7 protein-coding genes are annotated in these 14,021 nt (G+C 55.6%); 4 read left to right on the plus strand and 3 right to left on the minus strand.

Going from position 1 to position 14,021, the window contains the following annotated elements; translation table 11 throughout:
• On the plus strand, positions 1-933 hold a 933-nt coding region (locus tag B5520_RS07335; protein WP_139386216.1), incomplete at its 5' end, for an isomerizing glutamine--fructose-6-phosphate transaminase.
• 88 nt (positions 934-1,021) lie between these two features.
• Here the strand turns inward: B5520_RS07335 and B5520_RS07340 are convergent.
• Complete coding sequence (locus B5520_RS07340; RefSeq protein ID WP_079596432.1) at positions 1,022-2,611, minus strand: SGNH/GDSL hydrolase family protein; 1,590 nt, start codon at positions 2,609-2,611, stop codon at positions 1,022-1,024.
• A 587-nt stretch (positions 2,612-3,198) separates the two neighbouring features.
• On the opposite strand from B5520_RS07340, the gene opgC reads away from it, so the two are divergent.
• The gene (gene opgC / locus B5520_RS07345) at positions 3,199-4,290 is read left to right on the plus strand and encodes an OpgC domain-containing protein (RefSeq protein ID WP_139386217.1); all 1,092 of its coding nucleotides are present in this window, start codon (positions 3,199-3,201) and stop codon (positions 4,288-4,290) included.
• A 169-nt stretch (positions 4,291-4,459) separates the two neighbouring features.
• Here the strand turns inward: opgC and B5520_RS07350 are convergent, their stop codons facing one another.
• Both B5520_RS07350 and B5520_RS22360 read right to left on the minus strand, forming a co-directional pair.
• Positions 4,460-6,268, minus strand: coding sequence for a glycosyl hydrolase family 28-related protein (locus tag B5520_RS07350; RefSeq protein ID WP_139386218.1), 1,809 nt, complete (start codon positions 6,266-6,268; stop codon positions 4,460-4,462).
• A 306-nt stretch (positions 6,269-6,574) separates the two neighbouring features.
• The gene (locus tag B5520_RS22360; protein ID WP_139386219.1) at positions 6,575-8,422 is read right to left on the minus strand and encodes a hypothetical protein; all 1,848 of its coding nucleotides are present in this window, start codon (positions 8,420-8,422) and stop codon (positions 6,575-6,577) included.
• A gap of 2,036 nt (positions 8,423-10,458) precedes the next feature.
• Here B5520_RS22360 and B5520_RS07360 point away from each other — a divergent pair.
• Positions 10,459-11,388, plus strand: coding sequence for a MinD/ParA family ATP-binding protein (locus B5520_RS07360; protein ID WP_254865510.1), 930 nt, complete (start codon positions 10,459-10,461; stop codon positions 11,386-11,388).
• A 1,800-nt stretch (positions 11,389-13,188) separates the two neighbouring features.
• Positions 13,189-14,004 carry an MBL fold metallo-hydrolase gene (locus B5520_RS07365; RefSeq protein WP_079596438.1) on the plus strand — a complete coding sequence of 272 codons (816 nt, stop codon included), beginning with the start codon at positions 13,189-13,191 and terminating at the stop codon, positions 14,002-14,004.
• Positions 14,005-14,021 lie beyond the last annotated feature (17 nt).

Below are 14,021 nucleotides of genomic sequence, written 5' to 3' on the forward strand. Positions count from 1 at the left end.
GCCGCCTACGCGGGCACCGTGGCGAAGTACGCGATCGAGAACTGGTGCCGGATCCCCACCGAGGTGGAGCTGGCGCACGAGTTCCGTTACCGCGACCCGATCCTGGACGCGAACACCCTGGTGGTTTCCATCAGCCAGTCCGGCGAAACGATGGACACCTTGATGGCCGTCCGGTACGCCCGGGAACAGGGCGCGAAGACGATCTCGATCTGCAACACCAACGGCTCCACCATCCCGCGGGAATCCGACGCCGTTCTGTACACGCACGCCGGGCCGGAAATCGCGGTGGCCTCCACCAAGGCGTTCCTGGCCCAGATCACCGCGGCGTACCTGCTGGGCATGTACCTGGCCCAGCTGCGCGGCAACGCCTACGACGGCGAAATCAAGGACGTCCTGGCGGACCTGAACAAGATCCCGGCCAAGATCCAGACCATCCTGGACAACGCCGAACCGCTGCGCGAGCTTGCCCGCAGCATGGCCGACGAAACGTCCGTCCTGTTCCTGGGCCGGCACGTCGGCTACCCGGTGGCCCTCGAGGGTGCGCTGAAGCTGAAGGAAATCGCCTACATCCACGCCGAGGGCTTCGCCGCCGGTGAGCTCAAGCACGGCCCCATTGCCCTGATCGATGAAGGCAAGCCGGTGTTCGTGATTGTCCCGTCCCCGCGCGGCCGCGAATCGCTGCACGCCAAGGTGATCAGCAACATCCAGGAAATCCGTGCCCGCGGCGCCCGGACCATGGTGATCGCCGAGGAAGGCGACGAAGCCGTCAAGGCCTACGCCGAGCACGTCTTCTACGTCCCGGAAACACCACCTCTGCTGATGCCGCTGCTGACCACCGTCCCGCTGCAGATCTTCGCCGCCGAACTCGCCGCGGCCAAGGGCTACGACGTGGACCAGCCCCGCAACCTCGCCAAGAGCGTCACGGTCGAGTAGTGCTAACAATCATTGAACTGTGAGTTCACATTGGTTCCGATGACGCTCTGCATGAGGAGCAAAAATGATTAGGCCGACGCTTTCACTTCTAAATGGATGTCACACTAAATTCAGCCCAACCGATAAGTGAGTCTTTGACTCCACAACGGATGCCAGCCTTTGTGTTGCTGCTTGTGTTCAACGCGGCTGATTGCTCGGCCGTCAAGGTGTAGTTGATGAGGCGGACCCCATTTACGTAACCTTCTACTGTGTCGCCGACGGAGCGCACCCTGAAGATGTTCGCACTTGTACGAAGTCCAACCGCTGTTCCCACGGCAAAATAAGCGTTGACAGTGCCGTACTTAATCCATAGTTGCGTTGAACCGTGGACGTCCATGAACAATCCCATCCGCGTGCCATCATCGATGGCTCGGACCACGATTCCACACGTCTGGACGGTAGGGTTAGCAATAACCGCACTTACATCCATGTCCTTAACTCCGGTCTCAATCAGGGCGGTCCCACCGGCCGTGACCCTGGCTTTATTGCCGGCAATCCCGTAAGTTCCGGACGCTATGATCCAGTCTTGCCCTGTGGTCGCGGTGCCTAGAGTGGAGGCATCTGGCCGCCGGAAATCGTCATATACCAGCCTGTGGACTGGGTTTCCCACCGGTACCGCTGGGGCTACCAGGCTTGCCGCTCCAAGCATTGGCGCCAATAAGTTGGCCATGAGGAGATGACCGGAATCACGTAAATGAATCCGATCTTCGTGCATGAGGGCGAGGGGATCCGAGGAGGGAATACCCACGGCTCTGTACTGTTCGGAAACGTCAATGAAGACCACGTCACGGGAGTTCTCCGCAGAAATTTCCTGAAGGACGCTGCGGTATTCGTCCCATTTATGTCGTCGAGGGGTTGGATAGTCATATCGTTCGTGAGCGTGGATCAGGATGTGCACGCAAGGGCCAGGAATGGCGTTTCGCAGCTTGTTTATCCACGATATTAGATTCGATTTGTAGGTAGCCAGAGGAACCATGTAGGCAAAATCGTTAGATCCCACCATGTGCGTGACCGCCCGCGGGTTCAAGGCACCAATCATCGTCACCTTAGAGTCTGTAAGATAATCTGCCGACGTGGTCCCGCTCACCCCAAAGTTGTAGCCGTGGATACCAGGCCGGGTCTTTTTTGCTCCGTCTGAATTGGTCCCCACCACGGACTCCGCGCCTGACCCTGAGGGGTAGGCCGCTTGCAGGTTCTTGATGAGTAAGGAGAAGTAGCGGGACTTGACCTCGAGGTTCTCCGCGGCGGTAGTACTTGATCCTAAGCCCACGATACCGATGGGTTCGGTGGTGCGGGTAACGTAGCCCGCCAGGAGCGGGCCCAGTGTCGGCTTTTGCAATTGGGTCAACCTACGAGCAACGCTGGCAGATACATCCGGGATTTGTTCCAACGGAATTTTGCACTGTTCGTCCAGGGTAGCAACGCCGCTAGCAACACCTTTCTCGGCGAGGGGGACGTAAGCAGTGGGCAAGTTCTGGGCGCTCTGCGCAGCATTGGCCCGACTCGCACCGAGTCCCGACACTGCTGAGACGCCTGTCATCAGGGCTCCAAGAGTCAGTAGGCCGCGACGCCTCACCGCCGGGTTAGCGCCGTTGACCGAATGCCGTTCAGCTGTCATGGGGAGCACCGCATCGGGCATGGGAGGCTTTTCGCACTGGGACGGTAGCTACGGTTAGCATCAACTTTAGAGCCTTTCAAAATCAGGTCTGTCTTTGCTAAGAAGCTAGTTGGTGAGTCTCGTCCGAACCACAGTAGGGGGTACGCGTCTAAAAGCCATCCCGCACCTATCTAGATACTGGGAGTACTCACATTCGAGCGCTGCCATGCGCCTTGAAATGTGTGGGTGCGGCATCATTCGGCTGCTGCCACTAAATGTCTGACTCATGCGCCGCAACTCAGCTACGGTCGGATCCAACGGAACTCTGGTTTTGAGGCGAACTCTAGCTCGCACTTGCCCCTTCATAGCGTTCCGTTCTACGTTTTTCGTCGCGTAGGCCTTACCTGCTGCACGCGTCACAGTGGCCGTTGTCGGAACCCAGCTGCCCTGGGAAAATTTGGTTCGCTAGACATCTTGGTATAGGTAGGAGTGCAGGGAAATAAGTGAAAGCATTGTGGTGCTCAAATCTCCCGGCTGGAGAAAGGTGCGATATCAGATAGAGTTGTCCTGCACTCACTCTGCGCGGCGAGTCCATTAAAAAGGTCAAAGGGCCGATCTTGGGGGGATGCTTGAATCAAGTCAATAGGATTGCTGCGTTCGATGCTTTGCGAGGGCTCTGCATCGTCAGCATGGTTGTTCATCACGCTTCCTCTGGTTCTTTACTAGACAAGATGACACATGCCTATCGCTGGGTTGACGGAGCGGTGGGGTTTGTCCTGTTGGCTGGCGTGCTAATCGGGATGATTCAACGTAGGGCCATCGCGACCAAGTCTCTTCAAGCGGGTGCTAGGCTTCTACGCAGACGCTCAAGACAACTTTACGTATACCATCTGGTTTTGACATTTGCCGCGTTATGCGCCGGCGCATACGCTGTTGGTCATCCGCTACTGCCACAGGTTGTCAACGAACAGGGCTGGTTAATAGCCGTCGGTGGCGCATTGATTTTGTCCGTAAATGCCATGAACGCTGACTTGTTGTCCGTTTATGCAGTCCTGATTTTCTGCACGCAAGCGATAACGCCCCTGCTTGCTAGAGGCCGAACATGGGCTGTGTTTTGCATTTCTGCAAGTATTTACGTTGTTGCCTTGATCATGCCGCAACAGTTTACGTTACCTGCCGCACCCGGCGAGCTGGGCTATTTTAATCTGGGAGCCTGGCAAGCTCTGTATGTAGTGGGATTGCTTGCTGGCTGGCACTGGACTTCGAAAGCAGTGCGCAAGGTGTTCGACTCGCGTGCTGCACTTATCGCCTCAGTGATGCTTCTCTGCCTGGGAGGACTGCTGCGGGTTCTCGAAGTAGAAGGACCAGCTATCGACTTCCTTTTGGGTAAGTTCTCGCTGGGTCCAGCTTCGCTGGTGCTTGCGTTCGCACTGTTCATTTTTCTTACGCGCTTCCTAACAAAGCTCATTACCAGTCGGGCAGGCTGGCTTATTTCTCCTCTATGCATACTGGGCCGCAATAGCTTGGCCGCCTATCTGACCCTCGCTTTTTGGTTCCTCGCTGCCACCGCTTTTCAGGCGTATGATCCAGCGTCTGTCACCGGGATGTTTGCCTCAGCCGCCGTGCTGCTCGTAATTCTTCTTTGGGGGATATTTCAGACGAGCGCGATTAGACGAAAGCACAAACAGCAGAAGACGCCATCTGCTCCGCGCCAGTCGTAAATATCCGTGAATTCTTTCGGCTACTCTTGCTACTGTCCACTGCGATGGTTGCCCGGGTATGTTAGTTGAGCTTGGACGTCAAGCTAGCCTTCCAAGTCTTTCAATGCAGGGTCAGCCGATGATGGGCGGTGCAAAATTGCCAACTTGTCTTGGCTCAACGTTTCCCGACCTACTCGCCGAAGTATAGGTAGCCGATGTATGCGCTTATGGTTCTATTAGTCGGATTTGAAATAGCAAAGATGGGTTTGACGGACACAGCACGGGCGGCGTGGTTGCTATGCGGTGCTACTTGTTGCATCACGCTGGGCATGCGCCAGGAACCGGCAGGGAGGTGCTCAGCAAGAAGGCTTACTTCTTCTTCGGGCGAAAATTCTTGGCCATTCCCTCTGAGATATATCGCACTAACAGACGCTCGGACACCTTCAAAATCAGCACGGAGGCAGATGGTTCCGCTTCGTTCCCAGCCGCTACGCAGCGGGACCACGTCTTTGGCCTGAAAGACGACAGAAGATCCAGCTAATAGCACAACTTTTACTGACCTTCCCCCACCAGATAGTCCCTCGGAAGATACTTCCACGGTGGATACACCCCAATTGCTAATTTCCCAATTCACAAGTGAGGCTCCTACCTGCAACACTCCGATCTCTTCGTCCTCAAAATATGGATCGACAAGGCGGTTGTCCATAGCGGACACGATGCGCCTATTGGAGATCTCAAGATTCTTGAGAGTGCAAGCAGTTACCTCCTCCGTAACGAGAAATGAGCCCGGAAACGCAGTATTATTGTCGCCAGCCGGACGTAGGTACGCAGAACCCGTCACAACGAGGTTTCTGCCGCGGATAGCGGATCTGGGCTGAACGAGCATTGTTGTTGCATCGAAATTAACATTTGATGTTCCTTCTGCCACTTCAGACACGAGTACACCATTTGTTTCTGTTTGCTCGACGTTGATTGCTTCAATATGCCCGCCTTGGAACGCTAGCCGGCCATAACCTTTGTTAAGCTTGGCAACAGTGGCCAAATAATCGAAGGAGCAGTTGTTAAAGCTTAGGTCCCAACCTGGAGCATCGACAACGATTGCTTGTTTCGCTGAGGCGAAGATGCAATGAGCGTACTCAAAGTTTTCGCCAGAATTGAAGTTTCCATTTTCGGGGTCACCGACCCGGAGACAAGCCCCTGTTACAGTCGCATTGTAACCGCCTGCAACTTCGAACAGGCAGTTTTCGAACCTCCCAAGATAGTGATTATAGGTGTTCATCTTTTTAAGTGTGTCGAACCGCTGAATGGACACACCTCTGATGGAGTAGCCCTTTAATAGCCGTCCAGCACCTAGATCAGAACGCGACCCCAATTCCAGCCCCACACTGGTTCCGTCGCTCGTCGAGGTATTGTGCAATATAAGATTGCCGTCAATCAGCGTGTGATTATTCCACTGGTTCTTTTCCAATGGAGCATAAAGGTTAGCGGGATCGTCGGGTAGCGGCGTTATGTGCCAGCACGTCCCGTTGCCACCTTTCCACTCAACAATTGCCGTGCCTTGGATCACGATGTGGACGTAGGGTGGTTGCACTATGGTTTTTTCGATTTGGTAGTGCCCGCCCGGTAAAACGAGGACATTGTTAGTGGCCAACCCCGTTTCGCGGACGGCATCGCGGACAGCGTCGATTTTCCTTTGGATGGCGGCAGCCGAATCTGCTCTCCCGGTCGGATCGATGCCTGGGCCGGACAGTACTGTTGCACTCACAAACATTGACGACAAGTCTGGAAGTTGCCCCAGCGGAACCTTGCGGTTCGAGTCTAGGGTTGCGACACCTGTTGCTGCCGCTGATGGGTTGGCCTCAGAAGAATCATTAGAGTCGTGGAATTTGAGACTGGATATCGCAGAAAAGCCTGTGAATAAGGCTCCAAAAGTTAGAAGTCTTCGGCGCCTCACAGCCGCAGGTATTTCGAGTTTAGGAATTTCGTCTGTTCCACTCATGCGGGTGTAGCCTCTCCCCAACAACTGGAGGTTGAAGAAACGATTGATGTTTCATATCCGATCTAGTTAGGCTGCTCATCGGCCTAGAAGCCCCCCATGATGGACTGTGGATCCGCGCAAGCCTACGTCTGCTACTTGGCGAGACTGCAATGAATTATACCCGTTTCCTCAGCATGAGATGTTTGCAAGTTCGGTACGTCTAACTACGGTCATCTACTTGCATGCTGGAAACGAATGAAATGCTCAGGGCTGAAGAAGCGCCGGCTGTCCGCCATAACATACTGCAGCGCGTCTAACTGCCGTCGATCAGTCGGTGACTTGTAGCCAAGAAAGGCTGTACTTCTTCGCGAGCCTCGAACCGATGCGGTTGATCCTGTCCAATGTGAGTGCCGTCGTTGCTACCCCTATTTCTGCAATGTCAACAACGCCCCGCACTCCTGTCTGGGACATTCCGATGCGAAGTTCAGTCCAAGTCGTCGCAGCGCCCGGGCCACGGGCAAATATGACGCCATCGCGATATATGACGTTTTCGAACGGTCCGCCCGCCGTGTGAATCATCCATATATGCCATCCCGTTGGAAGGGAAGTTGGCCCAGAAGCATACGTCGTGGCTTCACCATTGAAAAAACCTATTTCACCAGGCCTTATTACACCAACACCAAATCCGGCCCGCTGCCCACTGGCTGAATCGAATACATACTCAGGGGTGAGGATATTTGCCACAACGAACGCGGTCACGGGCACGGGTAGATTGAAGGCTTGAGAATCCGCATGGTCAGCAGATGTAGTCGCACCGAATCGGTAGACAGGTTTACCGCCTACGACGTTGGAGGCATAGGTCGGCGAACCCGAGGCCACCGCATGGCGGTCGTTGCCGCTCCTATCCGTCAACGAGGTCAATAGTGCACCGTCCGTGTACTGTGTTTCTGAAGATGCGTCAAGCCAAATGGCCAGAGGTACGCCGTATGAAACGGGAACTTTTGCCAGTGCCCTGCTAACAAATCCTCCGCCACCACCGTGCTGGGTGATGATCCGACTCATGTCTTGGTGGCTGTGATCCACAGTGAAATCGAACAAGTAGTTGTGATCCACGGAACCTCCGAATCCCGCTATGTCTCCTGCTTTCCAGGTGAGCGGATTCATGTTTTTGGTGATACCGCGTAGTGTCGTCCACTTTGGCAAATCGTTCAGTCGTCCATTATGAGCAGTAAATATAAATGCGCTTTGGTCATCATTGAAGAAGAATGAATCGACTACAAGACTTGACCCTACTAGAGGCTCGGTACCAGCTGGCCAAGATGGATTACTTGGAGACTTAGTAAGCGAGTTCGCCGTCTTTCCATAAGCCAAACCAAATGACTCAAAGGGCCCTGGTGCGCCATCAATTCCGCGGGTCGTACTTGAATTGGTGCCCTCCACGCCTTCGTAACCGATTAGAAACTGAGTGCCATCATGCCGCGCTATAGGGCTCCCCGCCAAATACCCGTCCCACGTTCCTGAAGGACCCTTCGGAATCGCAGGATTACCTGCAAGGACGGAAAAATCAACACCATCAGCGGACGAATAGGCGAAAATTGTGCTAGAGAGCTTATCTTCTACATACAGGTACAAAAGGCCGTCAGTATCGCGGTAAACCTTGCCTCGGGGAACGAGCGACTGGGTCACGTTAGGATCTTCGCTGGGTCTATCGTCCTTGTCCATGACGCAGCGGACCGGGGCGGTAAACGTAGACCCATCTGATGAGAAGGCCACGTAGATGCGAGAAAGCCCCTCGATCACAGCGGTGAAGTAGAATTTGAACTCGCGTTCGGGGCACATATCAAGGTTAGGGTCGTCGGGGTCCCATACGATGTCATCCTGTTCCCGAAGTTCGCTCGCCCCTTCGACTCCAGACACAATACGAGTCATATTGGACCCGAGCATGATTGGAGTTGGCGAGCCAATCCTTGCCCCTGCTCGGTCTGCTTGTACCGAAATTGGGGTAGAGGTTGGGAAAAGGGGCACTTGCGACATCGGAATTTTACCGTTGGTATCCAAAGTGGCGACACCATTTGCCGCCCCTTTTTCGGCCACCGAAATAAATTCCGTAACTGCGTTGGTGGCCTCAGCGGCCGCGTTAGCCCGATTTGCGCCAACAGTTGTGGCGGCAGTCATTCCGGCGACAACGGTTCCGAAAGTAAGAAACTTCCGCCGTCTAACTGCCTGCGTGTTCTCAGACGCCGACCACGGCTCCGCGCTATATGGGCTACCCACGGGTCCACGACCTTAGTACTGACTTGCAGACCTGGAAAGTTAACGAATTCAGCATCAACATCTGCGCCCCTCAAACAATAGATACTTGCTGTTGTTATTCGAAGCTATTTGGTTGCAAATCTCCCTACCACCGTGGCGTGTACCCTTTTGCTACCGCCATGTCTACTTAGTCTTCAGAGGTACTACCTGTTTCAGGAACCCAGCGAATGGAGAAGTATCTCGATAGGCCGACAGGCAGATCCGTGACAACGACATGCTGTTAGGTACGCAAGGGCCAAAATTCAAAAGGCGGCGAGGGAGGTTGCCGCTGACGAATGCGTTACGGCGAAGCGGTGCTTGTTGAGCCTGCCTGGTCGGGTCTCGTCCACCACGCCTGGTCCTGTAGCAATTCAGCTTCGTCAGTATGTTGGGCCTGACGTAGCAAATCATGCTGCCTGTTGTCGGCGCTGAAGCCGGACAAGTTAACCGAGCAAGAGTTTGCCGTCCCCTGCATAGCGGGCGGCGGCCTGCTGGACTTGTTACGCGAATGCTTCAGAGGTGTGCCGTATCCTCGGGGCCGTGTTTACCTGCTGTCATATCTCCCGGCATTGAGTTCTTACCGCCAGGAGGCTTCTCTTGGCTCGGGGTCTTGCTCTGCGCAGTAGTGACTGCCCTCGCGTCAGTTCCGCCGGCAGTAGTTAGCTGGTTTATAGAAAAGCCCGTCCTTGAAGCTAAGGACGCGAGTCCAGGCAGAAGACGAATAGCCACGCCGGAAAACACTAAGAAAGAGCCGTCGAAGAGCGAACAACCTAGTGCAAGGTGTTTCTGCTGGTCCCAGCTCGCCCGCGATGACGGTTCATGAGTGTGCAACGTTCCCCGTGGATGCAAGCAGATGATTTTCATAAGCCGTAGGCCGAGCGCTTTCGCTACATGAACCGATAGCTGCCGTAATAAAAGGCATGACTTGATCATTCCTTGAGGCTGTGTTCGTAGCATCTCGGGCATGGGTAAATACGGAGGTACTTATCAGGCCCGGTACTTGCGGCGAGAGCAGCGTCAGCGCAAATTGCAGCAACTTTCATACCTCATGCTGTCCTTTCTGGCCGTTGCCACGATGGCTGTAGTGGTGGTCGCCCTACGGCAATGAACTCCTGTGGGACGAGCCGACTGGTGACTTGATTTGTGAATTCACCGGCCACGTGATTAGGTCATTGGCGATGGGGATCAATGACCGATGGAGGCTGCTGTGGCTATTTCCGACTATGCTCTGGCGCTGTGTGCACTGCTAGGCACACTTCTGGTTCCTTTCTTCGTCCTTCTCCAGAGGCTTCGACTCAAGCGTCGAGCCCTTCGCCTCCCGGTAAATAGTGCAACTCGAGGTAACCGCCCCTAGCCATGCCGTACGTTGATATCAACCCGCATAAAGGCCGTCCTAGATGGCAGGGCTACGCGATCCTGATCGTTCTACTTATTCTTACCGCCACCGTTGTGGCAGCTGCTATAACTCGCATATGACCCGCCCTGATCGCCTTAACCCCTAGACTTACTGTTTGTATCAATGCCGTACGAACTTATGCTCAAACGTCCGGGGGACTGACATGACCGATCCGACGGATCGAGATCCACACGCTCATGATAAGGACGCAGGGCAGCTACAGCGACGTCGCCGCGATTTACGTCGGTCTGAGCTGATGGATGCCAGGACAGGAAACATGCCAGCTGTACCGCCCAACACCTCCAGTCCACGCGACGCCCGCCCTCCCGCGAAGAGCCGGACCTCCTGGGCGGATGCTGCCGCCGCATCCGATGCCGTGCAGCCTGTCGTTGCAGAATCCGATACTTCCTTGCCACGTGTTGGCTCCAGCCAGACTCCGCCACCACCATCGAACGCTCCTGCTGGTGCTTCAGGCTTCCGCCGAAACCGGCCTACTGTTGCCGAGATGCTTGTTGACAGACCTATGCCTGACTTCATCAGTTCGCCTGGATTGTTCGTTAAGGAACAGAAGCCGCGCCCAGTGGGCGGAATCCGTGGTGCCCTCTATAAACTCACCGGCGGTGCTTGGAACCTGGGCCCAGGTGCTAAGCAGCGGCAGGAAGACGAGTTGGCTCGCCGCATCTCACGGCAGTTGCAGGGCAGCTATAACACGGCCGTCCTGAGTCTCAAGGGGGGCATTGGAAAAACTTCCACTACTGTCGGCGTCGGCCTAACTCTCGCTGAATTCCGGGGAGACGCCCCATGCGCCATCGACGCCAACCCCGACTCGGGCGACCTCGTGGAGCGCGCACTGGGGGAGGATATATATCAACAATCCAGCCCGCGTACCATCACAGATCTCCTTAGAAACATTGACTCCATTGATTCTTTGACAGACCTGGCCAGGTATATGCACCATGCCGGGCGTTTGCATCTTATAGCCGGAGAGCAGGACCCTGAGGTTTCAGATTCCTTGACCGCAGAGGAATACTTGCGTATCCGGAGGCTCGTTTCAGGCTACTATTCGGTGGCATTGACCGACTGCGGTACTGGAGTAACACACAATGCCATGAGCGGTATCTTGCAGTCTGCCGATAACCTTGTCATCGCTGCCGGCTACGCAGTGAGCGGTGCCAAGCGTGCCCGAAGCACTTTGCTCTGGTTGGCCAGCCATGGGTACGAGGAGTTGGCCAGAAATGCCATTGTAGTGATAACGGACAAAGACGAAGTCTCGTCCCGCGTGGACAAGGACGCGATTGAGGATCACCTTGCTGGTATCTGTCGTGAACTCATCGCTGTGCCGCATGATCGAGGTGTAGCGGATGGAGATTTGGTCACGCTGGATGTGCTCAGGCCCGAGACACGCCGTGCATATAAAGAAATTGCAGCCGCGATCGTGGATGGTTACCGATAGCTTTCGCTTAAAGATGCACCGGATACGGTGATGAAAGAAGCCCCGCTAACTGAGGGGGCAAGCAGAGCTTCTCTTGTGGCTGGCTTCACGCCAATGCAGCCAGCGCCGACCACATCACAAGCGACCACTCGTATTAGCCGACTTTCGGAATATAGCCAGCCGAATAGTAATCTTGATATTTCCTTGAGGCTTTCTTTGGGGAAAGTTGCATTCCCCATATTAGTCTTCGGGCGTGGAAAACATCAGCCCTCTGGCCCGCATACCTAAGTACCATCTTCCTGCTGCCTGTCCGGAATGTGAACACGTGCACCAGGTTGTCCAGGGATTACTTATTGCCCGGCTTCGCCGCATACTGAATGTTCGGCCTATTTGCCGGGCAGATGACGGGTTCGGGGGTGGCATCGAACATGACGGGCGCTGTGGGTGCCGCAACTCTTTTCATGCCTTGGCAGCGCCCATTGCTGACATAATGTCAGAGTAGAAAAAATTTGGGCGAGCGTAACAACCCATCAGCGCCTCCGCTTGGTAGATTCCATCCCTTGACGTGGTTTTCCGTCATATGCCACCTCAGAGCCACGGATGCGTCGCTGCAGCCTGATCTACAATGCCCTGCGAATAACTTACGTGGATTCACCCGGGCATTGGTGGTCAAATATAATCCCATCGGCGGCTCTAGCAGCCGTGGCAGCCGTTTGGAAATTCTTGGTCCCCTGGTTTCCGTGAAGGACATGGTGCCGTTTTTCACCACATCCTCGCATCCTCAACGCCACGAAGCCCAACGTATTCAGCGCCCGAGCGTAACCCGCACTCGTCAGCGTTGCCCCGGTGAGGATCGATGCTCTCCTGGGACTGACCAACAGGGTAACGAAGCCCTCCGTCACCAGCTGAGGAACAAGAACTTGAGCATAAAGCACATCAGCGACAGTCGGATAATATCCCCCAAATTTATTGCTCAAGCTGTATAGCACGGATTAGATGCACTCTTCTGTCAGTTGAAGGAGTGAGGGTCGTAATTGTCTAGACCCGCGCGACGCTCTGCAACTGGGGAATCTCTCCTCGTTAAACCGTGCAGTTTCGGACTCGGATCCTGTTGCAGCTTCAGGCTTACCTAGGGAGGACTTGAGCCCGTCTCGTGTGCCCCCGAGATGTTCAGATTCCCGTCTGTCACGGACATTTGGCCGTGCCGGGTCGGTAAGGGTTCAGTCTTGGCATCCTTACTGACTTTCTGCTTACCTCCCGTCACTGGTATTCTGCCTCGCATTTATGAATCGTCTACTAGCGCGCATAAGGCTGAGCAGCCGCTCCACCATCCTGCTAGAGCTGAATACGAAAATATTTAAATCAAATGTCGGAAAGGAATAGTGGCAACACTAGGAACCGACCAACGAATAGATCCCACGGGGCACTGCCAACGCACACTAAGCCAGTTAGGCGCCCGCCCTGGCGGAAGTCCGCCGGCGGGCTGACGGCGCGCGTCAGTCCAAGGCCCTCAGCGTGTTGGCACCGAGACATTGATGCTGAACGACTAGGAGTCTGTAGGCGTGGACGCGTCCGACGCAGCGGTCCGCGGGGTCACAGAGCTGACGCTGAGCTTCGACCACAGGTTATGACGGCGGCACCGCCGCCGAACTCCTCCGCTTTGTGGCGGACGCTGTGGAGCACCTGCCAGTCTCGTTGTCGACCGTCCTGCGCAGGAAGCTCTCCGGCTCCTCTGGGGGGACTGAGTGGAACTCGCGTAAGTGCTAGGTAGAATCGGACGGCTGGACGAATGAACGCTGGTTTGCTGGAGGTGCAGAAAAAATGTCGGAATGGCTCGAAGTCGGCGAGGACAACTACGTGCTGGTCACCGAAGGATCGCTGCTAAACACGGGACTGATCGTGGGATCCGAGCGGGCTATGGTGATCGACACCGGTTGCGGTCCCCGGCAGGGCAGGAAGATTCTGGACGCGGTAAGGGAAAAGAGTCAGCTGCCGCTCGTCGTCGTCAACACCCACGCCCATTACGACCACTTCTTCGGCAACGCGGTGTTCGCGGAAGCCGGCGTCACGGAATTTTGGGCACACCGGAACTGCGCCACCGATATCGAAGTACGTGGGGACGTGCAGCGCCGTTTCGTTGGGACACTGGAACCGGAGATGTCCGCAGCTGAAGGCGAGAACGTGGAAATCGTAGTTCCCAACGCCATCGTGAAGGACCAGCCCGTGCTGGTTGACCTTGGCGGACTGAGCGCGGCCCTGTTTCATTTGGGCCGGGGCCACACCGACGGCGACTTGCTCGTGGGCACCCCCACCACCCTTTTCGTGGGTGACCTCGTGGAGCAGGGCGCGCCCCCGTCCTTCGAGGACTCCTACCCGGAGGAGTGGGCGGATGCGCTCCGGCATATTTCTGCGCTGCGCCACCGTTACGACTTCCTAATTCCCGGGCACGGGAAGCTATGCAGCGACCAGTTCGTCAAGACCATGGCGGAAACAATGACCACCGCAGTTCGCCAGGCACGGCAGTCCATTCGGGACACTCCTAGCGATGCCACTAAAGCCATCCCAGTCTTACCCTATGGGCCGGAGCAGTCACGTTGGTTCATCAAGCGCCTCCAAGAGACCCGCCGGGCGCACTAGCTCGCGCGATAGAAGCG

Origin of the sequence: Arthrobacter sp. P2b, assembly GCF_900168295.1 — a bacterium.
Taxonomy (GTDB): Bacteria; Actinomycetota; Actinomycetes; order Actinomycetales; family Micrococcaceae; genus Arthrobacter.